General features: G+C 36.2%; 24 protein-coding genes. 1 reads left to right on the top strand and 23 read right to left on the bottom strand.

Going from position 1 to position 23,364, the window contains the following annotated elements; translation table 11 throughout:
* Positions 1–15: 15 nt before the first annotated feature.
* From VUJ46_RS18865 to VUJ46_RS18945, 17 genes are all read right to left on the bottom strand, one after another.
* The gene (locus VUJ46_RS18865) at positions 16–1,509 is read right to left on the bottom strand and encodes a complex I subunit 4 family protein (protein WP_326982241.1); all 1,494 of its coding nucleotides are present in this window, start codon (positions 1,507–1,509) and stop codon (positions 16–18) included.
* Complete coding sequence (gene nuoL / locus VUJ46_RS18870) at positions 1,509–3,422, bottom strand: NADH-quinone oxidoreductase subunit L (RefSeq protein WP_326982242.1); 1,914 nt, start codon at positions 3,420–3,422, stop codon at positions 1,509–1,511. The genes VUJ46_RS18865 and nuoL overlap by 1 nt, the downstream gene beginning before the upstream one ends.
* Before the next feature lie 2 nt (positions 3,423–3,424).
* Positions 3,425–3,754 carry an NADH-quinone oxidoreductase subunit NuoK gene (nuoK, locus tag VUJ46_RS18875; protein ID WP_062652978.1) on the bottom strand — a complete coding sequence of 110 codons (330 nt, stop codon included), beginning with the start codon at positions 3,752–3,754 and terminating at the stop codon, positions 3,425–3,427.
* A 4-nt stretch (positions 3,755–3,758) separates the two neighbouring features.
* Entirely contained in the window at positions 3,759–4,256 is a 498-nt protein-coding gene (locus VUJ46_RS18880) for an NADH-quinone oxidoreductase subunit J family protein (RefSeq protein WP_326982243.1), read from the bottom strand.
* Positions 4,256–4,813 carry a NuoI/complex I 23 kDa subunit family protein gene (locus tag VUJ46_RS18885; protein ID WP_267404218.1) on the bottom strand — a complete coding sequence of 186 codons (558 nt, stop codon included), beginning with the start codon at positions 4,811–4,813 and terminating at the stop codon, positions 4,256–4,258. Before VUJ46_RS18885 ends, VUJ46_RS18880 begins: the two co-directional genes overlap by 1 nt.
* A 58-nt stretch (positions 4,814–4,871) precedes the next feature.
* Positions 4,872–5,936 carry an NADH-quinone oxidoreductase subunit NuoH gene (gene nuoH / locus VUJ46_RS18890; protein WP_326982244.1) on the bottom strand — a complete coding sequence of 355 codons (1,065 nt, stop codon included), beginning with the start codon at positions 5,934–5,936 and terminating at the stop codon, positions 4,872–4,874.
* Between the two features lie 103 nt (positions 5,937–6,039).
* Positions 6,040–7,038 (bottom strand): 2Fe-2S iron-sulfur cluster-binding protein, encoded by a 999-nt coding sequence (locus VUJ46_RS18895; RefSeq protein ID WP_326982245.1) that lies wholly within the window; start codon positions 7,036–7,038, stop codon positions 6,040–6,042.
* A gap of 7 nt (positions 7,039–7,045) precedes the next feature.
* Positions 7,046–7,597, bottom strand: a complete 552-nt coding sequence (locus VUJ46_RS18900) for a hypothetical protein (protein WP_326982246.1) — start codon at positions 7,595–7,597, stop codon at positions 7,046–7,048.
* 7 nt (positions 7,598–7,604) lie between these two features.
* Positions 7,605–8,666, bottom strand: a complete 1,062-nt coding sequence (locus VUJ46_RS18905; protein WP_326982247.1) for an AAA family ATPase — start codon at positions 8,664–8,666, stop codon at positions 7,605–7,607.
* Between the two features lie 3 nt (positions 8,667–8,669).
* Complete coding sequence (locus tag VUJ46_RS18910; RefSeq protein WP_326982248.1) at positions 8,670–9,545, bottom strand: hypothetical protein; 876 nt, start codon at positions 9,543–9,545, stop codon at positions 8,670–8,672.
* A 4-nt stretch (positions 9,546–9,549) separates the two neighbouring features.
* Positions 9,550–10,908, bottom strand: coding sequence for an NADH-quinone oxidoreductase subunit NuoF (gene nuoF / locus VUJ46_RS18915; protein ID WP_326982249.1), 1,359 nt, complete (start codon positions 10,906–10,908; stop codon positions 9,550–9,552).
* 77 nt (positions 10,909–10,985) lie between these two features.
* Positions 10,986–11,495, bottom strand: a complete 510-nt coding sequence (locus VUJ46_RS18920) for an NADH-quinone oxidoreductase subunit NuoE family protein (protein ID WP_039370403.1) — start codon at positions 11,493–11,495, stop codon at positions 10,986–10,988.
* A gap of 105 nt (positions 11,496–11,600) precedes the next feature.
* Complete coding sequence (locus tag VUJ46_RS18925; protein ID WP_326982250.1) at positions 11,601–12,824, bottom strand: NADH-quinone oxidoreductase subunit D; 1,224 nt, start codon at positions 12,822–12,824, stop codon at positions 11,601–11,603.
* A 46-nt stretch (positions 12,825–12,870) separates the two neighbouring features.
* The gene (locus VUJ46_RS18930; protein WP_267404203.1) at positions 12,871–13,365 is read right to left on the bottom strand and encodes an NADH-quinone oxidoreductase subunit C; all 495 of its coding nucleotides are present in this window, start codon (positions 13,363–13,365) and stop codon (positions 12,871–12,873) included.
* 5 nt (positions 13,366–13,370) lie between these two features.
* Positions 13,371–13,931 carry an NADH-quinone oxidoreductase subunit B gene (locus tag VUJ46_RS18935; RefSeq protein ID WP_326982251.1) on the bottom strand — a complete coding sequence of 187 codons (561 nt, stop codon included), beginning with the start codon at positions 13,929–13,931 and terminating at the stop codon, positions 13,371–13,373.
* Positions 13,932–14,018: 87 nt separating this feature from the next.
* Positions 14,019–14,390: an NADH-quinone oxidoreductase subunit A gene (locus tag VUJ46_RS18940; RefSeq protein ID WP_040996932.1), complete on the bottom strand. Its 372-nt coding sequence runs from the start codon at positions 14,388–14,390 to the stop codon at positions 14,019–14,021.
* A 447-nt stretch (positions 14,391–14,837) separates the two neighbouring features.
* Positions 14,838–15,971 carry a GTP cyclohydrolase gene (locus VUJ46_RS18945; RefSeq protein WP_326982254.1) on the bottom strand — a complete coding sequence of 378 codons (1,134 nt, stop codon included), beginning with the start codon at positions 15,969–15,971 and terminating at the stop codon, positions 14,838–14,840.
* A gap of 106 nt (positions 15,972–16,077) precedes the next feature.
* Between VUJ46_RS18945 and VUJ46_RS18950 the strand changes: the two genes are divergently transcribed.
* Entirely contained in the window at positions 16,078–16,788 is a 711-nt protein-coding gene (locus tag VUJ46_RS18950) for a zinc metallopeptidase (RefSeq protein WP_326982255.1), read from the top strand.
* Here the strand turns inward: VUJ46_RS18950 and VUJ46_RS18955 are convergent.
* The 6 genes from VUJ46_RS18955 to VUJ46_RS18980 form a co-directional block, all read right to left on the bottom strand.
* A complete protein-coding gene (locus VUJ46_RS18955; protein ID WP_326982256.1) occupies positions 16,785–17,390 on the bottom strand; it encodes an IMPACT family protein in 606 nt (201 codons plus the stop codon). The two genes, VUJ46_RS18950 and VUJ46_RS18955, sit on opposite strands and share 4 nt — an antisense overlap.
* 103 nt (positions 17,391–17,493) lie before the next feature.
* The gene (locus VUJ46_RS18960) at positions 17,494–17,655 is read right to left on the bottom strand and encodes a bacteriocin-like protein (RefSeq protein ID WP_326982257.1); all 162 of its coding nucleotides are present in this window, start codon (positions 17,653–17,655) and stop codon (positions 17,494–17,496) included.
* Positions 17,656–17,752: 97 nt separating this feature from the next.
* Positions 17,753–18,781: a bifunctional diaminohydroxyphosphoribosylaminopyrimidine deaminase/5-amino-6-(5-phosphoribosylamino)uracil reductase RibD gene (gene ribD, locus VUJ46_RS18965; protein ID WP_326982258.1), complete on the bottom strand. Its 1,029-nt coding sequence runs from the start codon at positions 18,779–18,781 to the stop codon at positions 17,753–17,755.
* Positions 18,782–18,841: 60 nt separating this feature from the next.
* Entirely contained in the window at positions 18,842–20,647 is a 1,806-nt protein-coding gene (locus VUJ46_RS18970) for a DUF349 domain-containing protein (protein WP_326982259.1), read from the bottom strand.
* 74 nt (positions 20,648–20,721) lie between these two features.
* Positions 20,722–21,459 carry a shikimate dehydrogenase family protein gene (locus VUJ46_RS18975; RefSeq protein ID WP_326982260.1) on the bottom strand — a complete coding sequence of 246 codons (738 nt, stop codon included), beginning with the start codon at positions 21,457–21,459 and terminating at the stop codon, positions 20,722–20,724.
* 63 nt (positions 21,460–21,522) lie between these two features.
* Complete coding sequence (locus tag VUJ46_RS18980) at positions 21,523–23,322, bottom strand: endonuclease (RefSeq protein WP_326982261.1); 1,800 nt, start codon at positions 23,320–23,322, stop codon at positions 21,523–21,525.
* Positions 23,323–23,364 lie beyond the last annotated feature (42 nt).

Consider the following 23,364-nt stretch of genomic DNA (forward strand, 5'->3'; position numbering starts at 1 on the left):
TCTTAAAATATCAAATTAGCTTACCATTGATTGGTAGATAAACTTCAACGAACTATTCACCATTTCGATTATCGGTTGTGGGAAAATACCAAATACAATCACAAAAACCGCTAAACTTGCCAATACAGAGAATTCTACTGCAGATAAATCTTTTACTGTGCTTAGCACTGCATCATCACCTTGCCCGAACATTGCTTTTCCGTAGAATCTCAATAAGTATACAGCGCAAAGAATTACCGTAAGACCAGCAATTACCGCTGCCAATCCGTTAAAATCATATACTGCTTTCAACAGGATAAATTCTCCGATGAATCCATTAGTCAATGGAACTCCCATTGAACCTAATAAAATGATCAAGAACAACACGGCAAACTTAGGAGCAACTTTCGCCAAACCTCCCATTTGTCTGATGTCTCTTGATTTAAATCTCTTATATAAAATATCACAACAGTAGAATAGACCTGCCACGTTGATACCGTGAGCAAAAGTCTGTACCAAAGCTCCTTCAGCACCTTCGATGTTGAAAGTTCCTCTTAAAGTAATCACCGCTGAAGCGAAGATACCTGCCACCATTAATCCAACGTGAGAGAAAGAAGAATACGCAATGATTCTCTTCATATCTGTCTGGATGATCGCGATCAAAGCTCCATGAACAATTCCTACAATAGCAAGGATAATTACAATCTGTCCTGAAATTCCTGCAATTGGAAGGGGAGTGATTGGTAATAAATAACGCATAACTCCGTACACCGCCATTTTAAGCATGATACCTGATAAAAGCATCGATCCTTGAGTAGGTGAATACGTATATGTATCCGGTTGCCAAGTATGGAAAGGGAATACTGGTAATTTCACTGCAAAAGCAAAGAAGATAAACCAGAATACCACAGTCTGTTGTGTTTCGTTTAATTGAGCATTATATAAATCTGTCAGTGCAAAAGATGCAGAGTGGTTGTAAACATAAATCAACCCAGCTAACATGAATAATGACCCAATGAATGTATATACGAAGAATTTCGTAGTGAATTCCATTCTTTTATTTTCCTGACCCCAAAGTCCGGCGATGAACCAGATCGGAATCAAAGTTACTTCCCAGAAAATGTAGAATAACAATCCGTCAAGCGATGTGAAAACTCCTACAAGCCCGAACTGCATTAGCAAGATCAAACCGTAGAATGTATTTCTGTAGCTTACATTTTCATTAAAAGAAGATAAAATAATGATTGGCGCTAAAATATTCGTCAACAATAAAAGAAGTAAACTCATCCCATCGATACCGAAGTGAAGAGAGCTCTTCATAAATTGTGACCAAGGGTAATTGATCTCGTGCTGCAATACGCTGTCTACTGTTGGCGTAAAATCAAAATCCGCCGTAATGTAGAAGGTAACCAGCATCTGTACCAATGCAATTCCCAGTGCCAAATATTTGCTGGATTTATCTTTCCATGCAAAAACTAATCCCGAACCTACTAGAGGTAATAGTAATAATGTTAATAATAAACCAGACATTATTGTAATATAAAGTTAACAATCAGTATAATTCCCACAGCTAAAGACATGATCAGAATGTAGTTTTCCACATTTCCGTTCTGAATACGCTTCATCGCTTTTCCGCTGTCTTCAGCGCCTTCTCCTACGAAGTCTACAAAACGATCAAGAATACCTTTATCAAACATCTTTCCTCCGCGTCCTAATCCTTCAACAGTTTTTACAATTAATGCATTGTAAAGTTCGTCAATATATAATTTTTTAGCAGACAGTTTTTCCCATCCTGTGTACTGTGCCTCTGGTAACGCTTGTTTTTTCTTATTGACATAAGTATTTTTAACGATAAACCAAACACAGAAGAACATGGCAATTGTTGCTCCTAAAAGAATCATTTCAGTACCAAACGGAACTCCCGAAAGAGTAGCTTCCATTTGTTTAAAGCTTTCCTCCGTAAGAACCGGCTTCAACCACTCCATTAATTTTGCATAATGACCGTGACCGATGAAGTGAGGAAGGTTAATTAAACCACCTAAAACAGAAAGAATAGCCAACACGATTAATGGTAATGTCATATTCGTAGGACTTTCGTGTAAATGGTGTTTTTGTTCTTCAGTACCTCTGAACTCTCCGTGGAAAGTTAAATAGTATAATCTGAACATATACGTTGCAGTAACAGCTGCTAAAATGAATAAGAATACCCAATAAATTGGATTTTTAGCAAAAGCTGCTACTAAAATTTCGTCTTTAGAGATCATCCCCGATAATAAAGGGAAACCTGAGATTGCCAATGTTCCAACCAAGAAAGTTGCGTGCGTGATCGGGATGTATTTTTTCAAACCTCCCATGAAACGCATGTCCTGCTCGTTGCTCATTGCGTGGATTACAGAACCTGCTCCCAAGAACAATAATGCCTTGAAGAAAGCGTGCGTCATTACGTGGAACATAGCCGTTGTATAAGCTCCCAAACCTAAAGCGATGAACATAAATCCAAGTTGTGAAACGGTAGAATATGCCAATACTTTTTTGATGTCGTTCTGACGTAATGCGTAGAATCCTGCCAAAGCCGCCGTTAAGAATCCGATGAATAAAATTCCCCCCTGAACGGTTGGTGCTAAAGTAAATAAGAAGTTTGATCTTACTACTAAATAAATACCTGCCGTTACCATCGTTGCCGCGTGAATTAACGCAGAAACAGGAGTTGGACCAGCCATCGCATCCGGTAACCAAGTATATAATGGAACCTGAGCAGATTTACCAGTGGCACCGATAAATAAACTCGCCGTAATAAAGATAATTACGCTTCCGTCTAATTCAAATTTTCCGGCGTTTTGCGCTACAGAAATATAATCTAATGAATTTGTCTGTGCTGCAATCATGAAAATACCGATCAATAACGCAAGGTCACCAATTCTGTTCATGATGAATGCTTTTCTCGCTGCTTTACCGTATTCTTCGTTCGTATACCAGAATCCGATGAGTAAATAAGAACACAATCCTACACCTTCCCATCCGATGAATAAGATCAGGTAGTTGCATCCCATTACCAATAATAACATGGAGAAAATGAAGAGATTTAAATAAGTGAAAAACTTATAGAAACCTTTATCGTGGCTCATATATCCGATAGAATAAAGGTGAATTAAAGATCCGATTCCTGTGATGATCATCACCATCATTAATGAAAGCTGATCAATCTGGAATCCGAAATCAATCTGAACCCCGTTTACGGTGAACCATTTGAAAGCTTTTACGATAACAGCAGGACTTTCAGAATCGAAATTCATGAAAAGACTTACTGCAATACAGAAAGATCCTAAAACCATTGCTGTAGCCAGACTACCCACAACAATTTTTGGAAGATTTTTCCCGAAAAGCCCGTTAATAAGAAAACCTATAAGTGGTAAAAGTACTATTGCATATATTAAATTCTCCATTCTTATCCTCTTAATTTATTAAATATACTTACATCAACAGAACGGGTATTTCTATAAAGCATAGCAATAATTGCTAAACCTACCGCTACTTCCGCAGCTGCAACCACCATAATGAAGAAAACTAAAAGTTGCCCGTCGCCGTTTCCTTTGTAGGCTGAAAATGCAGCCAGTAAAAGGTTCGTAGAATTTAGCATAAGCTCAACACAACCCAAAATAACAATAGCATTTTTTCTCAACAATACGCCCAACACTCCTAAACTGAATAATACAGAAGAAAGAATGATGAAATAATTCAGAGGGATGCTTTGTATAAATGTATTTACTTCTCCCATAATTTTATAGATCTTTTTTACCGATTAGTACCGCACCTACAATACCTGCCAAAATAAGGATGGATGCAAGCTCAAACGGTAAAACATATTCATTAAACAAAAGTCTACCCAGATTTTTCGTCAAACCAACACCTTTGTCTACATTTTCAACAACAACGTGATTGTCCTGAACACCTCTGAATACGCCTAAAATTCCAATTAATAAAAGACCGGCTGTAAAAACTCCGACAAACTTTAAAGTATTGCCCTTCTTACTTTCGTCTTCTTTATTAAGGTTAAGCATCATCAGGATATAAAGGAATAATACCATGATGGCTCCGGCGTACACAATGATCTGAATAATCGCAAGGAATTGTGCATTCAGAAGAATGTACATACCCGCAATAGAAAACATCGTAACAATTAATGACAAAATAGCATATAAAGGATTTCTGGCAAATACGAAATACACCGCACTCGCCACTGCTAAAAACGCCACCAAGAAAAATAAAAACTGATCCATTATTTTACCGCATTTTTTTGTTTCTCGGATTGTCTTTCAGTGATATCAATCCTTTGATTTATTTTTTCAACCAATTTATCTTTTCCATAGATGAAAGAACCTCTGTTAGTTTCCACGTCTACCAATCTGTCTGTAAGATAAATTGCAGATTTCGGACAAGCCTCTTCACACATACCGCAGAAAATACATCTTAGCATATTGATTTCATATACCGAAGCGTATTTTTCTTCTCTGTAAAGATCTTTTTCTTCTCTGGTTCTTTCAGCTGCAGTCATGGTAATTGCTTCTGCAGGACAAGCCACCGCACAAAGTCCGCAAGCCGTACATCTTTCTCTGCCTTCCTCGTCTCTTTTCAAAACGTGCTGACCTCTCCAGATATCTGCTCTCGGTTTCTGTACTTCCGGATACGAATATACTGCAGGAGCACCTTTCAATACGGTTCTTACAGCATGCTTAAATGTAATCCCCATTCCTGTAAAAATTGCAGGTAGGTAGATTTTTTCAGCAAGGGTCATTTCTTTGTTGGAAACAACTTTTGATCTGTTCGTAAGTTTCATTTATTGTAATTTTTTAGACTGAACTTCTATTCAGCATTTAAAAATATATTCTTATCTCTTAGTTTGCAAACGCTAAAATTACAGCACCTGTAATTAATAAGTTTACCAATGCCATTGGAATTAAAGTTTTCCAACCTAAGTGCATTAATTGGTCATATCTAAATCTTGGAAGCGTCCATCTGATCCACATGAAGATCAAAATTCCGATCACTGTTTTAGCTAAGAATGCCACGATACTCAAGATACCCGCTGTGTTTTCACCCCAGTTCTGAGTTACCCATTCAATTCCAGGATAGTTATAACCTCCGAAGAAAAGAACCACCATGAACGCATTAGAAATAAACATATTCACGTATTCACCGAACATGTATAAACCTAATTTCATGGATGAGTATTCTGTAGAATATCCTGTTACCAATTCAGATTCACACTCAGGTAAATCGAAAGGGTGTCTGTTTGTTTCTGCTAAAGCGGCTACGAAGAATACCAAGAAAGCAATTGGCTGGTAGAAAATATTCCAGTTCATTCCAGAACCCCAAGGGATAATTCCCCAAAGTTTTCCGGTTGTCTGGCTTTCTGTGATTTCTTTTAAATCTAAACTTCCCGTCATCATAATGATAGAAAGTAAAGCCAATCCCATTGCCAATTCGTAAGAGATCATCTGAGAAGAAGCACGGATAGCACCTAATAATGAATATTTGTTGTTCGAAGCCCAACCTCCGATCATGATTCCGTAAACACCAATTGAAGCCATTCCAATGATGAAAAGTACTCCAACATCAATATTTGCTACTTGTAAGTCATAAGAAACTCCACCGAAATTCAATGTTTTACCCCAAGGAATAACAGCTCCCGTGATCAATGAAATAAACATCACCAAAGCCGGACCCAATACGAAAAGGAATTTTTCAGCATTTTGAGGCGTAAAATCTTCTTTGAAGAAGAATTTTCCACCATCGGCAAGAGGTTGCAGCAATCCGAAAGGCCCCGCTCTGTTAGGTCCAATTCTATCCTGCATGATAGAGGCAACTTTTCTTTCTGCCCAAGTAGAGTAGGCCGCAATCGTTAACGAAAGCAAGAAAAGTGCTAGTACAAGTATCAATTTAAATGTAAGTAAATCCATTTTTTATTTATTTAGATATTAGATGTCAGATGCTAGATGCTAGATGTCAGATTTTAAAAATCTGTTGTCTGATGTCTGAAATCTTACGTCTTAAAGATTAAATTTATTTTTCGTCTTTTTCACTGATTTCTTTAGCCATCGGATTGTCTAAAACTCTTAGTTCATCCTTTGGTTTTTCGTAGTGGTTCAATGAAATAACTGAATGTCTGTCGATGTGTCTAGGACCTTCGATGTTCCAGTCTGAAAGCGATTTTCTTTCGAAACGGCAAGTATCACAGATGAATTCTTCAACTTCACCCCACTGATCTTTTCTTGCAGTAACTCTTGAAATTTCATCACCTTTCATCCAAACTGTAGCTTTTCCTGAACATTTATCACATTTACAAGAAGCGTTCATCGGCTTTGTGAACCAAACTCTGCTTGCAAAACGAGAAGTTCTGTCTGTTAGGGCTCCAACTGGACAAACGTCGATTACATTTCCGATGAAGTCGTTATCTAAAGCTTTATTTAAATACGTAGAAATTTCAGCGTGATCTCCTCTGAACAAAATTCCGTGCTCTCTTTCTCCAGTTAACTGGTTGGCAGCGAGTACGCATCTTGCACAAAGAATACAACGGTTCATATTCAATTTAATGTGAGGACCAAGGTCATCAGCTTCGTACGTATTTCTTTCGAATTCTGTTCTTGTCTGAAGATTTCCGTGCTCATAACCCAAATCCTGAAGGTGACATTCACCAGCCTGATCACAAACAGGGCAATCCAGAGGGTGGTTTACCAATAAGAACTCGGTTACCGCTTTTCTACCTTCCTGAGCTTTTTCAGAAGTAAGATTTTTTACTTCCATACCATCCATCACATTGGTTCTGCAGCTTGCCACCAATTTTGGCATAGGACGAGGATCTGCTTCCGATCCTTTAGAAACTTCCACAAGGCAAGTTCTGCATCTTCCTCCACTGGTTTCCAATTTGCTGTAGTAGCACATTGCAGGAGGTACAGATTTTCCACCGATTTGTCTTGCAGCTTCCAAAATAGAAGTTCCAGGCATAACTTCGGTAGTCTGTCCGTCTATAGTTATTTTGAATTTTTTAATTTCTTCTGACATTGTAATCTTATATAAAATCCGTTATCTTTTGTTTATCTATATTGTAAGGATTAGTTTGGATTTCATCCAATATTTGTTTCAACTTTCTTACAGGATTATCTGTTGTATTATAATTTTCCAGAATAAATTTCACCAGACTTACAAAACGTTTGTCCTTATCTTGATTAATTCCTTTTATACTGTTAAAATCCTTCAGATTGGCAAAACCAAAATCCTGAATATTTGTATTAAAATAATTTTCTAAAATTTTACTAATCCAAGGTTCAAATTCAGGAATTAACTGAATAAAAACCTGATTTTTATCTTTTATTCTCCCAACCTCGAAATAGTCATTTTGAATTATCCATTCAAATTCTACTTTTTGGTTTTTAATTTGTTTATTATCCTTTAATTTTACCTTATCTTCATCTATTATCCCGACTTCAAATTTATGACTATTCCTAAGAATATTAGCAATCGCTTTTGGCTTATTTGCTTGTTTATTGATGTATTCCGAACCCATTAATTTAGAGAAGAAATATTTATCTGCAAAACATTCAACTGATATAAATTTGCTCATATCCGGTTTAGTTTTCTTCCCACAAAGATTCAAAATTCATAAATACACTCATGCCATAATCATAAACATCTTCTTTATATTTTTTCAATAATTTGACCTCTGTTCCTCGTTCTTTTGAAAAGTTGGTCAGATAAATGTTAATTTTTTCTTTTGTTTCTAAATCATTTACCAATTCATTGATAATAAAATCACTATGTGTTACGATAAAAAACTGATTTTTATTTTTATTATGAATGATTTCTTTTGTAAATTCCAATATATAAGGTTCGTAACAATATGCTTCAGGTTCTTCAAAAAGAAGTACACTTTCTTCATTACTTAAAATGGCAGCTTTATAAAATAATATTCGCCTGAAAGTATCTGCCAATACTGTAAATGGTACTGAAGTAACTAAGAAATCAGATTGTTTTCTTTGTGCAGAAATTTCGCCAGTTTGTTTATTAATTACTAAATCAAGTCCCAGTTTTTCAAATTCGTTAGCAACAAATTCCTGAAGTTCTTTAATCTGAAGAACCATCATACCTAAATTTTCTCCGAAAAAAGGCATTAATCTTTTGTTCCAAAAAACTGAATCATGATCTTTTCCATCATAGAAGTATTTTAAAGTAGGATATTCAATTGTATAATTAGTATCCTCTTTAACAAATGAGTAATAAGAAAAGTAATTTCCTGTCTGCCTTATCTGACTTTTATAGTCTATGTGAAATAAAAATTCTTTATCTTTTTGTCTTATAATATTGAGCAACGGAAAATTTCCTTTAAAATCATATTTCAAAAGAAATTTATCTTCTTCGCCATTTATGGTTCTGGATACATATGAATCTGTATTTGTCATATTTTGGTTAAAAACCAAATCTCCTAAATTTTGATATCTGATAAAATTATTTAATTTGGTATTTTCAGATATATCTAAATAAGGTAAAGAAAATAGACTCACAGCTTCCAATAAATTAGATTTTCCTGAGTTCGGAGGACCAACAATAATATTGATTTCATTTAAATCAATTACTTTCAAATCTTTTATTGATTTGAAATTCGAAATTTCAATATTTTGAATGTGTTGATTCACTTTCTATTTATACTTTTTTGTATTAAATGTATATCCGATTCCGAAATTGAATTCTCCAAAAACGAAATCCTGTGCAGCTTTATCCGGCTTATTATTAAGGGTTGTCTTAATATCCGGCATATTGATGTATCCGAATTTACCTTCTGCCTGCAATACAATATGTCTCAATACCACAACACTTAGAGCCGTTCTGATATCTGCTCCGAAACCTGCTAAATGGAATCTGTCACTTCTTTCATTTCCCATCAGTTTTACATTAGATTTCGGTACCAATGCTCCGATACCAGCTCCGTAGCTCCAAAAAACATCAATATTCTTTTTATCGTAGATATTCATGTATTTCTGAGCGCCGATATTTACATAATTAAGACCATCTGTATGTTCAAATGTTAATAATTTACCGTCTGTAAGATCTACTTTTCCGTTGTTTACCAGAGATGCATATTCAGGATTGTTGATATATCCTTTAAAATCTACGCTCTGGTTCTGATCCATCACATATTTCATGTGATCCATTCCTAAAGTAATCCCTAAATTATCCTTAATAAAATAAGTTACTCTGTAGTTTACCTGAGGAACCGTCACTTTTCCAGGGTTGAAATATAAATTCCATCTGAAAGCCGATTGTCTGTCGTGAGCCACTACATTATTCAACTGAAAATCATACCCATCACCCTTAAAACGAATGTCTGAATTTGAATATGCTGAATTATTCCATCCCCAAAATGCCAGTACCGAACCTTTTTTGAAAGGATTGACGTCCTTTTTATACGTAGGTTCCGTAATTTCATTTGTACTTCTATCTATTAAAGTATCTTTTTTTGACTGTGCAAAAACAAGATTCGACAACATTAAGCCGACAACCAATAATTTATTCATCTGATTAAGCGTTTTTTTCAACCGCAGGGATCGGGTCTGCATAATTGCCCAATCCGTAATTTTGTGTCTGAGACAACTCAGGGTTTTTGATATGCCATTCAAATTCGTCTCTGAAGTGACGAATAGCTGCTGCAACAGGCCAAGCCGCTGCATCACCCAATGGACAGATGGTATTTCCTTCGATTTTTCTCTGGATATCCCAAAGTAGATCGATATCTTCCATTTTTCCTTCTCCTTTCTCGATTTTTTTCAAAATCTTGTACATCCATCCCGTTCCTTCACGGCAAGGAGTACATTGTCCGCAACTTTCGTGATTATAGAATCTCGCCAATGTCATCGTATGCTCTACTACACACTGGTCTTCATCTAATACGATGAAACCTCCTGAACCCATCATCGTTCCGGTAGCAAAACCACCATCCGCCAATGATTCATAGTTCATATATCTAGGTTCTCCGTTTACGGTTTTTAATAATAAATTAGCAGGAACAATCGGAACTGAGCTTCCTCCAGGGATACAAGCTTTCAGTTTTTTTCCGTCTTTAATACCGCCACAATACTCGTCAGAATAAATAAATTCTTCAACGGTAATGGTCATATCGATTTCATACACTCCCGGTTTGTTGATGTTTCCACAAGCAGAAATTAATTTCGTTCCTGTAGATCTTCCAACTCCAATTTTAGCGTATTCAGCTCCTGTAATATCAATGATCGGAACAATTGCCGCGATAGATTCAACGTTATTTACAACCGTTGGTCTTTCCCAAAGTCCTTTTACAGCCGGGAATGGCGGTTTTAGTCTCGGATTTCCTCTTTTACCTTCAAGAGATTCAAGCAATGCAGTTTCTTCACCACAAATATATGCTCCGCCACCTCTTTGAACGTAAATTTCTAAATCGTAACCTGTTCCTAAAATATTTTTACCTAAAAATCCTGCTGCTTTAGCTTCTTCAATAGCCTCTTCCAAAATATCCGGGATCCAGGAATATTCTCCACGGATGTAGATATAAGAAGTATTTGAACCTAAAGTATACGATGAAATAAGCATTCCTTCAATCAATAAATGAGGAAGAAATTCCATCAAATATCTGTCTTTGAATGTTCCTGGTTCAGATTCATCGGCATTGACCACCAAGTGTCTCGGCACGCCTTCTGGTTTTGCCAAAAAGCTCCATTTCATCCCGGTTGGGAATCCAGCTCCACCACGACCACGAAGCCCGGAAACCTTAACCTCTTCCAAAATTTCTTCGGGTGTCATTTTCAAGGCTTTTTCAGCTGCGGTGTAACCTCCCTGTTTACGGTATGTTTCAAAGTAGCGGATACCTTCTATATGTGCGTCTTTAAGTAAAAGTTTTTTACTCATTGTAATATGCTTTTGGCGAGTGGCTTTTAGCTTTTGGCTATTTGCTTTACGCCTTTTTTAATTAATTTAAAATTTATTTAGCCCAAATCAACCTGTCCTTCTCTGCAAAGATCAAGGATTTCGTCAACTTTTTCTATCGTTAAATTTTCATGAAAGAATTTTCCTAACTGCATCATCGGAGCATATCCACAAGCACCCAAACATTCAGCAGGTTTTAAGGTGAACATTCCGTCTTCCGTAGTTTGTCCGTCTTTAATGTTCAGTTTTGTTCTGATATGATCAAGGATTTTTTCGCTTCCGCAAACCATACAAGGCCCCGTTCTGCAAACTTCCAAAACATATTTACCAACCGGCTTCATGTTGAACATCGTATAGAAAGTTGCCACTTCATATACTTCAATTGGCTTAATACTCAATAATTCTGCAACATAATCCATCACAGGAACGTCTAACCATCCTCCGAATTCTTTCTGTGCCACGTGAAGTACAGGAAGAAGAGCAGACTTTTGTCTTCCTTCAGGATATCTTGCGATAATTTTGTGTACCTGTGCTAAACTTTCCGGTTTAAAAGCTATTGTTTCGCTCATTTTTTATCTAAGATTTCAGATGCCAGATTTCAGACATCAGATTTTAAATTTATATATAAAGGAAAAAGTCTTACATCTAAAATCTGATGTCTGACTTCTTCTTTTTTATGCGTCTAATTCTCCCGCAATAATATTCATACTACACATCGTAACGATTGCATCAGAGATTACAGAACCTGTAATCATCTCAGGATACGCCTGGTAGTAGATAAAACATGGTCTTCTGAAGTGCAGTCTGTAAGGACTTCTTCCACCATCACTCACCAAATAAAATCCTAATTCTCCGTTTCCACCTTCTACAGCGTGGTAAACTTCACCTTTAGGCACATCTGTTTCTCCCATTACAATTTTGAAATGGTAAATCAAAGCTTCCATTTTTTGATAAACATCTGCCTTTTCAGGAAGATAAAAATCCGGAACATCCGCATGGAATGGCCCTTCTGGAAGATTGTCGTATGCTTGGTTGATAATTTTTAGTGATTCCCAGATTTCCTGCTGACGAACCATGAAACGGTCGTAAGTATCTCCTGCAGTTCCTACCGGAATGATGAAATCGAAATCTTCATAAGAAGAATAAGGTTGTGCAACTCTTACATCATAATCTACACCTGCTGCACGTAAGTTTGGACCTGTGAAACCGTAGCTTAAAGCTCTTTCCGCAGAGATTGCTCCCGCTCCGATGGTTCTGTCCATAAAAATTCTGTTTCTTTCTAATAAAGTACAGAATTCTTTAAATCTTGGTGGGAAAGTTTTAAGGAAATCCTTTAATAACTCATGGAATTTTGGGGTGAAATCTCTTTCAAAACCTCCGATTCTTCCCATATTGGTCGTCATTCTCGCTCCGCAGATCTGCTCATACATATCATAAATACGTTCTCTTTCGATGAACATATAGGTAAGACCAGTAATTGCTCCGGAGTCCATCCCGGTTACACCGTTACAGATAAGGTGGTCACCGATTCTTGCTAATTCCATTAAAATAACACGCATATAATCTACACGCTTTGGAACTTTAACGCCGATTAGCTTCTCCACTGTCATGTGCCAACCAATGTTATTAATCGGTGCAGAACAGTAATTCATACGGTCGGTAAGGGTAGTAATCTGAGAGTAGTTTCTTCTTTCAGAAATTTTCTCAAATGCTCTGTGGATATACCCAACGGTTTGCTCAGCGTGAAGGATTCTTTCTCCATCCATCGTTAAGATATTCTGGAAAATTCCGTGCGTTGCAGGGTGAGTGGGTCCTAAATTGAGGGTGTATAATTGTCCGTCAATTTGCTCCTTACTGTCGTACTGGTTTAGTATATTAGATAATGAGTTATCTTTCATAATGTTTGCTTTTAGCTATTTGCTTTTGGCTAATTGCCTTCCGCTATTATCTTCCGAACATGCTGTCGTTCTTGTCGGTTCTGGTTCCGTCTTCCAAACGATATTCCTTCAACATTGGGTGGTATCCAAGATCTTCCATATTTAAAATAGCTCTAAGATCTGGGTGCCCTTTAAATTTAATTCCGTAGAAATCAAAAGTTTCCCTTTCCATCCAGTTAGCTCCGGCGTATAATTCTACTAAAGAATCAACTTCGATATTTTCTCTGGACATAAAGATCTTCAGACGCAATCTGAAATTAGCCATCATATTATGCAAATGATAAACAACGCCTATTTCTTTTTCAGGGAATTCTGGGTAATGGATTCCACAAATATCTGTAAGGAAGTTAAATTCTAATGATGAATCTTTAAGATAATGAATAATCTTCTTGATATCTTCTTTCTTCACCTCGATCGTCAGCATTCCATACGGTTCTGAACTTTCGATTACAGATTCCGGAAATTCTCTTGTGATTGCTTCTAATACAAATTCGTTTGTCATTTCCGTTAGTTGCTTATGTTGTAAGAATCTAATAATTTCTGATATTCAGGAAGATCTCTTCTTCTGATGCTTTCGCTTTCAACGAGAGCCTGAACCTGCATTACTCCTTCAATAATCTGCTCCGGTCTTGGAGGACATCCTGGAACATATACATCTACAGGAATAATTTTATCGATACCTTGTAATACAGAATACGTATCAAAAATACCACCGCTGGAAGCACAAGCTCCAACAGCCACCACCCATTTCGGCTCAGCCATCTGAGTGTAAACTTCTTTTAGGACAGGTCCTAATTTCTTTGATATAGTTCCGCAAACCATCAGCATATCTGCCTGTCTTGGTGAGAAAGAGTTTCTTTCCATACCAAATCTTGAAGCATCGTATGTTGGGTTTAGGGTAGCCATAAACTCGATACCACAACAAGAGGTTGCAAAAGGTAAAGGCCAAAGTGAAAATTTCCTCGCCATCCCGATTACACTGCTCAGTTTCGTTGCGAAAAACCCTTCTCCTTCAAATCCTTCCGGAGCAGGTGCATCTGTTCTTATTACTGGTTTGTTGTCTGACATTTTTTTATAAATATTTAAAGATTAAAGAGATTTAATGATTGAAAAATTAATCATGATTTAAATTCTCGAATCTTTTAATGTTAAAATTTATTTATCCCAATCTAAAGCGCCACGTTTCCAAACATAGAAAAATGCCATGAAGAAAATCGCCACGAAGGTAAGTACTGCCAAGAATCCTTCCATTCCGAATTCTCTGAAGTTGACAGCGTATGGGTAAAAAAATACGATCTCAATATCGAATAATACGAATAATACCGCTGTCAAAAAGTATTTGATGGAAAACGGTGTTCTTGCATTTCCTTCTACCGGGACACCACATTCCCAGCTTTGGTTTTTTACAGAATTTCCTTTTTTCTGTTTAGGGCCTAAAAAATGCGCTCCAAGCAAAGAAACTGCTACGAATGCTACCGCAACACCTGCTTGTATTAGGATCGGAATATAACTTTCAGGTAAATTCATTTTTGCATTATTATCTCAATTTGCAAATTTAGCGAATAAACAAGAAAGCATGAAATTTATCAGCTTAAAAGTAGCTCTAAAATAGGTAAAACTGATAATTTAGAATCAGTAAAAATAAGATTTTATTTCTTTATTTTTTTAAGCAGAGAGAAGGCCATGAACGAAATATATCCAAAGAGAATGCTTGCGTAAATAATATTAATCGCTGTATTGGTACGATCGTCTTCAGATTGCAAAAAGAAATTGTAGATGATGAATCCGGCGATTAAAATGGCGAAGATGATTAAGTGGGGCTTCATGTGGGGGAGAGGGGGTGTAGGGTTTTAGTGTTTGAGAGTCTGAGAGTCTGAGAGTCTTAGAGTCTTAGAGTCTTAGAGTTTTAGGGTCTTAGAGTAAAAGAGTATCAGATGAGTTGTGAATAAAATTGGTAAGAGTGCTCATTACCAATTATTCATTACCTATATTTAAAGAATAGGTTCTTCTTCTTTTGTGATTCACCGGATTATAATCCTGCCATAAAACCTGAACGCTTTTGTTTTCTTCCAGTTCAGGATTCGTTTCCGCAAACTGGATCCCCATACTTGTAAATCTTACAAAAATTTCTTTGAAAATAATAGCCGTTACACCACGTCTCTGATATTCCGGGTGAATTCCGATAAGGTAGAAGTTGGCCCGGTCGTTTTTCTTGCTTGCCTGTAAAAAATGCCACCAACCAAACGGGAATAGCTTTCCTTTTGATTTTTGCAACGCCTTAGAGTAAGAAGGCATGGTAATCGCGAAAGAAACCAGCTCATTATTCTCGTCCACCACACAGATTACATAGTTTTTGTCGATAAAAGGGAAATATTTTTCTTTATAGGTCTTTATCTGCTCCTCAGAAATTGGGGTGTAGGTCGATAGATGCCTGTATGTTTCATCCAGCAATTTAAACATAGGCTCCACAAAAGGGAGAATTTCTTCTTTCGATTTAAAATGAAGAACTTTAAGCTTGTATTTTTGAGCAATCAGTCCACTGAATTTTTCTACTTTTTCAGGTAAAACTTTAGGGAAATTCATTTCAAATTCCACCCATTCTTTTTCTTTTGTTAAACCAAGATCTTCAAGGTGTTTCGGATAGTATTCATGATTGTAAATACCGATCATCGTTGCCAGTTTATCAAAACCCATCGTTAGCATTCCTGCTTTATCGAGGTTGGTAAAACCCATTGGTCCTTCAATCTTGTCGATGTTGTTTTCTTTAGCATAATCGATTGCTTTCTGAATTAATGCCTTTGAAACCTCTGTATCATCAATAAAATCGATCCAGCCGAAGCGTACTTTTTTTATGCCCAGTTCTTTTTCCTCTTTATGATTGATGATCACCGCTATTCTTCCAACCACTTTATTGTCCTTCTTGGCAATGAATTGTTTAGACTGAGAATAGTTTAAAGCAGGGTTTTCCTTCGCATCCCAGATTTTAAATTCATCCTTTATAAAAGAAGGAACATAATAAGGGCTATTTTTGTAAAGATCCATCGGGAATTGTATAAACTGCTTCAGGTCATTAGGCGTTTTTACTTCAATAATAGAGACTGTAGACATAAGTTCAAAAGGGTAATTAATCAACAAATATAAATAATAAAATCGTAATACTTTGGCATAGTTTTTACATCTTAAAGCTTGAAAATAGACAATAAAGTTAGTTAAAATGATAGGTTATTACATAATTATCGGAATTTCGATGCTGGTAAGCTGGTGGGTTTCATCAAGATTGAAATCGAAATTTGAATATTATTCTAATATACATCTTAGGAACGGACTTTCTGGTAAAGAAGTGGCGGAAAAGATGTTAAGAGATAATGGAATTAACGACGTTCAGGTGATTTCAGTTCCTGGGCAATTGACAGATCACTATAATCCTGCGGATAAAACAGTGAATCTTTCAGAAGCAGTTTATATGCAGAGAAACGCTGCCGCTGCTGCTGTTGCCGCTCATGAGTGTGGGCACGCAGTTCAGCATGCTGTAGGATATTCAATGTTACAATTAAGATCAAAGCTTGTTCCGGTGGTTCAGATTAGCTCAAATTTAATGCAATTTGTTCTTATCGGAGGAATTATGATCATGGCTGCAACACGAAGTATAGATAACCCTAATGGAAATACCTTGGTTCTTGCCATTGGAGTTATCATGTTTGCCTTTACTACTCTTTTTGCATTCGTAACACTTCCGGTGGAATACGACGCGAGCAACAGAGCAATGAAATGGTTGAAAGATACCGGAACGGTAACTGCCGAAGAGTTTGTAGGGGTCCAGGATAGTTTAAAGTGGGCTGCCAGAACGTATGTTGTAGCTGCCATCGGTTCTCTAGCACAACTCCTTTACTGGGCATCATTATTGATGGGAGGAAGAAGAGATTAATCCTTAAATGCAAAAGAAACATACTGCATCTCGGACAATTTGTCTGAGATGTTTTCTTTTTGTGCCAATTTTAAAGAGGCGGTGAGAATGCAGTTTTCATTAGCGTCAAAATCAAGTACTTTAGCATCGAATTTTGAAAGTAGAGTGAAAATTGTATTCTGCTGATTAAAATTAAACTGAATTTCCACTTTTGTTTCCAGTTCTTTTGTAATGATATTGGCTTCTTCTAACGTGATTTTCGCAGATTCTTTATATGCTTTTACCAAACCTGAAACGCCGAGTTTGGTTCCGCCATAATATCTTACGGAAATAACCAAAACATTAGTGATCTCATGAGCTAATAATTGATTATAGATAGGCAAACCTGCACTTCCTGATGGTTCTCCGTCATCATTAGCACGGTAATTTTCACCATTCAGCCCCATGCGGAAAGCGTAGCAATGATGGGTGGCTTTCGGATGTTCAGCTCTGATTTTTTCTAAAGCATTCTTTAATTGCTCTTCATTATGTACCGGAAAGGCAAATCCGAGAAACTTGCTTCCTTTTTCTTTTAATAAAGTGTTTTCTATCGGTTTTTCTATGGTTTTGTATTCGAACTGCATTTTCCAGCATATTATTGGTGCAAAAATAAGAAAGACTTTTAATGTGTCATTATTTTAAAAGAAAATACCGCCAAATAGACGGTATTTATATTGAATTTTAAAGTTATACACAAATAACGTCTCCGCCACCTCCGCCAGAATTTCTCCAATAACAGGTTTTGGTTCCTGAAGGGCAACCATATATTTCAACACAGCTCTCTTTTTTAATTGAACCTCCTTGAACAGTTTTTAAATTCTCTCTTGAGATTTTCTTTAGATTTTTCATAATTTTTTTGGTATTTGATTTTATCGAATGTATCGATTTGTTTTAATTTTAACCAAATTAACAATTAATTCAAAGATAAGTAATAAGAAATTTATATTTATGAATTTTTTAACTTATAAAAAGAAATTGTATTATCTCTAAAATTCTCAACTTTATTAAATGTAAAATCAAAATCAGGAGCTTCAGTACCATTTTCCAGTTTCAAATTTTTATTTTTAATTACAATTGCTTCATCCCAAAGATTAGCATTGATGAATTGCTGTAAAGTAAAGCTTCCGCCTTCAATAATAACTGACTGAATTTGTTCTTTATATAAAGCTTCCATTAAATCTGAAAGAAAATTCTCTTTATCAATTTTAATAAAATGAATATGATCTTGAATTTCTTCTTTTACAGAATTGATGACGATCGTTTTCGCTTCTTTATTATAAATATTAAAATCGTGCGGAACTTTCAATTCAAAATCAATTAAAATTCTTACAGGATTTACGCCTTCTACATTTCTTACATTCAAACTCGGATTGTCATTCAAAGCAGTTTGCGTTCCAACCAAAATGGCATGCTCGTCCGCTCGCAACTGATGAACAAACTGATTTACCAATGAATTAGAAATAGAGTAAGGTTTGAAATCTTTATCTAAAAATCCGTCACCCGATTCTGCCCATTTTAAGATAATATAAGGTCTTTTCTTTTCATGATAAGTAAAAAATCTCTTATTCAGTTCAATACATTCTTTTTCTAGAACTCCTGAAACGGCTTCAATTCCTGCATCCTGAATAATCTTTTTTCCCTTCCCATTCACTTTGTCATGAGAATCCATCGCACCAATCACCACTTTTTTGAAACCTAATTCTTTAATTTTTAAAGCGCATGGCGGAGTTTTTCCAAAATGAGCACATGGCTCCAAAGAAACATAGATGGTAGATTCAGGAATCAACGATTTATCTTTTACAGAATTAATCGCATTAATTTCCGCATGATTTTCTCCAGCTTTTTGATGATATCCTTCCCCGATGATTTCGTTGTTATGTACAATAACACTTCCCACCAAAGGATTAGGATATGTTTTTCCGATAGCTTTCTGAGCTAATTCGATACATCTTTTAATATAAAATTCGTCTTGCATATTGAATGAAAAAAGCGAAGTCAAATTACTTTGCTCCGCCTTTTTAGATTTTTAACTATGTTATTCTCCCGCGATAATGCTGTGAAGATTTTGTTTTAAGGTTTCCAAATGAGCTTTTTTCTCATCAATCGAATCAAAAGTATCTTTCAGTAAAGGATTATCTTTTGTCGGGTTTTTAAAGAATGCTAAATTGTTTTCCAGTTTTACGATCTCAGCTTCAAGATCAGAAATCTGGTTTTTAATTTTTCTGGCCTTATCCGTTAACTGATTTTCAGATAAACCTTCTTCTTTAAGTTCTAATTCGTTGATTTTGTTTAATTTCAACTTCTCTCTCAACGTCTTGTTGAATTCAGAATTAATTGAAATTTTATCTCTCGGCACTTTTCCGATATTATTCCAAGCTGTTTTTATTGCTTCGATTCTTTCAATGCTGCCTTCTTCACTCGTTACGGTTTTCAGATCATCAAGAATCGCTTTTTTATTCTTGTAATTTTCTTTCCAGTTGTCGGTTGAAGTATTGCTTTTTTCTCTGTAATTGTTGAAGAAAGCGTTACATGCATCACGGAAATCGTCCCAGATTTTGTTCGTCATGCTTTTAGGAACATGCCCGATCTTTTTCCAGTCTTCCTGAAGTTTTTTGAATAACGGAACAGCAATATCCCATTCTTCATTTGCCTGATTATCCTGAGCCGTTTGAATTAATTTCAGTTTTTCCTCAAGATTAGACTGCTGAGAACCTTTTAAAGATTTATAATACGTATTTTTTGTAGTATTAAAGCTTCTCAACGTAGTTTTAAAATCATTCCAGTTTTGGTTGGATAATTTTCTCGGAACACTTCCGGTTTTTAAGAACTCTGAACGAAGATCTTCAACTCTTCTGATCGAGTTTTGCCAATAATTATGATTTGGCGTTTCTGCAGGTTCAGATAGTTTTTTAATCTCAGCGATAATTTGAGTCTTTTTCTCAAGATTAGCCGCCTGTTCTGTTTCAATAGCTGCTGAAAGCTCAGATTTTCTTTCGTGGATTTTATTGGAAATTTCTTTGAACTCTTCCCAGGTTTTTTCACGGAATTCTTCTGCAACAGGTTCTGCCTCTTCCTTCCAAAGCTTGTGAAGATATTGAAGCTCATTTAATGCTTTTTGAATGACAGGCTCATGCTCAAGTTGCTTGGCGCGCTCAATAATGTGCTGTCTTTTCTCAAGATTATGATTGTATTCCTGCTCTAAGAATTCTTTATTTAGATCCAACATTTGATAAAACTGGTTCAAATGGTGAAAATAATTATTGTTAAGGATTTTAAATTCCGATTTAGCTACCTGTCCGGCATTCGTCCAGTCCTCTTTGATTTCTCTGATTGATTTAAATAAATTGGTTCCCGGTTCCGAGTTGGTATACAGATTTTTAAGTCTTTCAATGATCGTCTGACGGTGTTCCAGATTTTTCTTTTGCTCTTCTTCCTGACCTTTTTGGTAATGGTCATTTTTCTCTTTGAAAATATTTACCAAAGCCGAAAATCTCGCTTGTGAAGGATGTTCATAACTGAAATTTTCGGGAGCATTTCCAGCATCTACATATTCATGTTTTTTGTCTTCCACTTCATCATGAATATAATGACTTGCTTTTTCTTTTAATTGATTGAATTTTCTGAAGTCTTCTCCCGCATTTGGTGCGTTGATGATTTTCTCCATTTCCTTCAAAGCATCCGCTAAAGTGATTTCTACCTCTTCATGTTCTTCATCGTGTTCGGCCGCATCTTCATGAAGTTTTTCATCATTGGTAACTTCAGTCCCAGATGTTTCTTCTTGAGATACTTCGTTAGAATTTTTCATTTCTTCGTTTTCAGAAAGATTGTTTTCTGTAGTCATAGCAAATCGTTTATGTGAGTGGCATTAATATCCTTTAAATATAGCCAAAAAGCCAATTAAAGTACTAATTTATGTTATTTTTTTTGAAAATTCCAAATTTCCCAGGCTTTTTCTGCCTGCTGTTCCAGCATATAATAGCCGTTGACCGTTTTGGCTCCTCTCTCAGAAGCGTTGATAATAAATTGGGTGTAATTCGGATTATAAATTAAATCGATAATTAAATGATTCTTAGAAACTCCGTCAAAAGGAAAGTTCAGACAGTCTTTCACATTAGGGAAAGTACCCACAGGAGTACACTGAATGATTATTGTATGGTTCTGCACCGTTTCTAAATCTAAATTATCAAAATTGATTTCTGAATTTCTCGAAATCGTTTTTGAGGTAATTCCGTTTTTATCTAAAACATATTTTACAGCTTTTGCAGCGCCGCCGTTTCCTAAAATTAAGGCTTTTGTATGATGGGTTTTTTTGTGAAGAAGCAATGTTTTCTCAAAACCGAAAGCATCTGTATTATAGCCTGTTTTTTTACCATTTTGAATTAAAACACAGTTGACAGCGCCTATCTTTTCTGCTTCATCACTCAATTCGTCCAGATAATCAATGATTTTTTCTTTGTAAGGAATCGTTACATTAAACCCTAAAAGATCGGGTGTGGAAAATAAATTCTCAACTTCATGGATTTCGTTTAAATCAAAAATGCTGTAAGAAAAGTTTTTCAACATCAGTTTTTGGAATTTATCTTCAAAGTATTTTTTTGAGAAAGAATAGGAAATATTTCTTCCTATCAAGCCTAATTTTTTATTAGAATCCATATGATCAAAAATAAAAAAAAGACCGATAATAATCGGTCTTTCATATAAAATATTTTTTAACTTTTATTCTACGATGAATTTCGTAGAGAAGTTATCTGTTCTAAGGATGTAATTTCCTTTTACCAAACCTTTTAAATGTATTTTATTTGATGTTTTAAAAGGATTTTCAATCGTCTGAATCAGTTTTCCAGAAAGATCATAGATCTGAGCTTTAGAAATTTTGTTCAGGTTTTCTCCTTTTACAAACAATTCGTTGTTCTTAACAGGGTTTGGATAAATTGTAAATTTAGATTTATCCTTTGATGTTTCTGAAGTTGCCAATGGCCCTGAATAGCAAGTCCACGAAAGGTCATCAATAGAAATTCTTTTTCCTGTTTCTGAATTTACAATTGTAATAACAACATCTCCGGAGATATTTATATTGTTGATTGTAGTTGTTGTATTCGTGCTTTTAAAAGGAATGGTCCCTGCATTGTTTCCGTTGATTTGTAAAGTCAGGTTTCCTGCGTTGTCAGAAAACGGTAATACTGTGGTAACGGTTAAGCTGCCAATCCCTCCGGAAATAGTAGAACTTGTCAGGCTTCCGTTTTTGATATTAATGGCCTTACCATTGATCGTTTGGTCAATTCTCGCATCGGTTGCTGTCCATGTGATACTATTATAAGTCCATGTTCTAGTAGCATAAGCCGGATTCGTAGGTGATGTAGGGATGTTTGAGAAATCTTCAGTTCCACAACTTCCTCCTACAGGACCATCCAGTGTTGTTGCCACCGCATCATTACTTTGTGGAGAAGAGTTTCCGGAAGCATCTTTAGCAATGACATAGAATGAATATTGCGTAAGCGGGGCTAATCCTGTCACCGTAGTTGAAGTCCCCGTCACCGTAGCTTTCAATGTACCGTTGGCATACACTTTATATTCGGTAACTCCGATATTGTCGGTGGCTGCTGTCCAGCTTAAATCGACTGAATTTGATGTTGGGTTGTTAGCTATTAAGTTGGTTGCCGCTGTTGGAGCTTCTGTATCTGGTACCACAGATCCCCAGATTAATTCCACAAACTCAGGATGATCTATGAAAGGATTTTTATTCGCCTGATACGCAAAGGTAGCGGCATTTCTTGAGAGTTCAGCTTCAGAGACCGGATCTTGGGCATGCCAGGCACGTAATTGTTCAAGCTCCCAGCTTTGTAATCCCGGAAATGCGGATGTTCCAAGCATATCACCGGTTCCTTTTGCCGTTGTAAATTCTGAAAGCCGGTTTTGATATCTTGTGACAAAATAAAAAATCATTCTGGCTACGTCCCCTTTAAATTCGTCTATCGGTTCAAATACGATTCCTGAATATCCCGGAGAGACGGATGTTCCCAGTTTTGATCCGTTTAAAGAAGTGAATGACGCAGCATTTACTTTTCCAAATGGGTAATTGGATCTCATTCCGTTTACTTTTCCGTCTGTAGCTCTGATAAAGTTTACGTCGGCCACCATAGGTGAGCCTTCAGAAAATAAACTTTGAGGAACAATGTGCTCTCTGTTGTAACAGTCGCCTTCCTTACTGTAACTTCCACATCTTTTTACATCGACAACATAATTGTAAGGATCTGTAGTGGTAGGATTCTCTGAGTAGATATCGAGTATAGTACCGTCATTTTCATAGAAGTAGTCTCTGTCAGTGGTCTGAAAGGCGGTCCAAAGTCCATTGTAGGTTTTGGTCTGATGTCCGTTTGAGATAATTTCATACAGTTTGTTTTTCAAATTCACACCGGACAGGCCTGCCGTGCCATCATAATAATTAGCGGGTGCTGTCTGCGAAAACGCATTGAAAAATGCAAAAAGCAGAATAAAGGGTAGTAGATTTCGTTTCATTACTAAAAATTGGGACGCAAAGGTACCCAAAAAACGAAAAAA

Origin of the sequence: Chryseobacterium sp. MYb264, assembly GCF_035974275.1 — a bacterium.
GTDB lineage: Bacteria > Bacteroidota > Bacteroidia > Flavobacteriales > Weeksellaceae > Chryseobacterium.

What these genes read in the sequence shown, in the direction of transcription:
- VUJ46_RS18865 (WP_326982241.1), bottom strand. Translation starts at nt 1,509, where the DNA reads ATGTCTGGTTTATTATTAACATTATTACTATTACCTCTAGTAGGTTCG.
- nuoL (WP_326982242.1), bottom strand. Translation starts at nt 3,422, where the DNA reads ATGGAGAATTTAATATATGCAATAGTACTTTTACCACTTATAGGTTTT.
- nuoK (WP_062652978.1), bottom strand. Translation starts at nt 3,754, where the DNA reads ATGGGAGAAGTAAATACATTTATACAAAGCATCCCTCTGAATTATTTC.
- VUJ46_RS18880 (WP_326982243.1), bottom strand. Translation starts at nt 4,256, where the DNA reads ATGGATCAGTTTTTATTTTTCTTGGTGGCGTTTTTAGCAGTGGCGAGT.
- VUJ46_RS18885 (WP_267404218.1), bottom strand. Translation starts at nt 4,813, where the DNA reads ATGAAACTTACGAACAGATCAAAAGTTGTTTCCAACAAAGAAATGACC.
- nuoH (WP_326982244.1), bottom strand. Translation starts at nt 5,936, where the DNA reads ATGGATTTACTTACATTTAAATTGATACTTGTACTAGCACTTTTCTTG.
- VUJ46_RS18895 (WP_326982245.1), bottom strand. Translation starts at nt 7,038, where the DNA reads ATGTCAGAAGAAATTAAAAAATTCAAAATAACTATAGACGGACAGACT.
- VUJ46_RS18900 (WP_326982246.1), bottom strand. Translation starts at nt 7,597, where the DNA reads ATGAGCAAATTTATATCAGTTGAATGTTTTGCAGATAAATATTTCTTC.
- VUJ46_RS18910 (WP_326982248.1), bottom strand. Translation starts at nt 9,545, where the DNA reads ATGAATAAATTATTGGTTGTCGGCTTAATGTTGTCGAATCTTGTTTTT.
- nuoF (WP_326982249.1), bottom strand. Translation starts at nt 10,908, where the DNA reads ATGAGTAAAAAACTTTTACTTAAAGACGCACATATAGAAGGTATCCGC.
- VUJ46_RS18920 (WP_039370403.1), bottom strand. Translation starts at nt 11,495, where the DNA reads ATGAGCGAAACAATAGCTTTTAAACCGGAAAGTTTAGCACAGGTACAC.
- VUJ46_RS18925 (WP_326982250.1), bottom strand. Translation starts at nt 12,824, where the DNA reads ATGAAAGATAACTCATTATCTAATATACTAAACCAGTACGACAGTAAG.
- VUJ46_RS18930 (WP_267404203.1), bottom strand. Translation starts at nt 13,365, where the DNA reads ATGACAAACGAATTTGTATTAGAAGCAATCACAAGAGAATTTCCGGAA.
- VUJ46_RS18935 (WP_326982251.1), bottom strand. Translation starts at nt 13,931, where the DNA reads ATGTCAGACAACAAACCAGTAATAAGAACAGATGCACCTGCTCCGGAA.
- VUJ46_RS18940 (WP_040996932.1), bottom strand. Translation starts at nt 14,390, where the DNA reads ATGAATTTACCTGAAAGTTATATTCCGATCCTAATACAAGCAGGTGTT.
- VUJ46_RS18945 (WP_326982254.1), bottom strand. Translation starts at nt 15,971, where the DNA reads ATGTCTACAGTCTCTATTATTGAAGTAAAAACGCCTAATGACCTGAAG.
- VUJ46_RS18950 (WP_326982255.1), top strand. Translation starts at nt 16,078, where the DNA reads ATGATAGGTTATTACATAATTATCGGAATTTCGATGCTGGTAAGCTGG.
- VUJ46_RS18955 (WP_326982256.1), bottom strand. Translation starts at nt 17,390, where the DNA reads ATGCAGTTCGAATACAAAACCATAGAAAAACCGATAGAAAACACTTTA.
- VUJ46_RS18960 (WP_326982257.1), bottom strand. Translation starts at nt 17,655, where the DNA reads ATGAAAAATCTAAAGAAAATCTCAAGAGAGAATTTAAAAACTGTTCAA.
- ribD (WP_326982258.1), bottom strand. Translation starts at nt 18,781, where the DNA reads ATGCAAGACGAATTTTATATTAAAAGATGTATCGAATTAGCTCAGAAA.
- VUJ46_RS18970 (WP_326982259.1), bottom strand. Translation starts at nt 20,647, where the DNA reads ATGACTACAGAAAACAATCTTTCTGAAAACGAAGAAATGAAAAATTCT.
- VUJ46_RS18975 (WP_326982260.1), bottom strand. Translation starts at nt 21,459, where the DNA reads ATGGATTCTAATAAAAAATTAGGCTTGATAGGAAGAAATATTTCCTAT.
- VUJ46_RS18980 (WP_326982261.1), bottom strand. Translation starts at nt 23,322, where the DNA reads ATGAAACGAAATCTACTACCCTTTATTCTGCTTTTTGCATTTTTCAAT.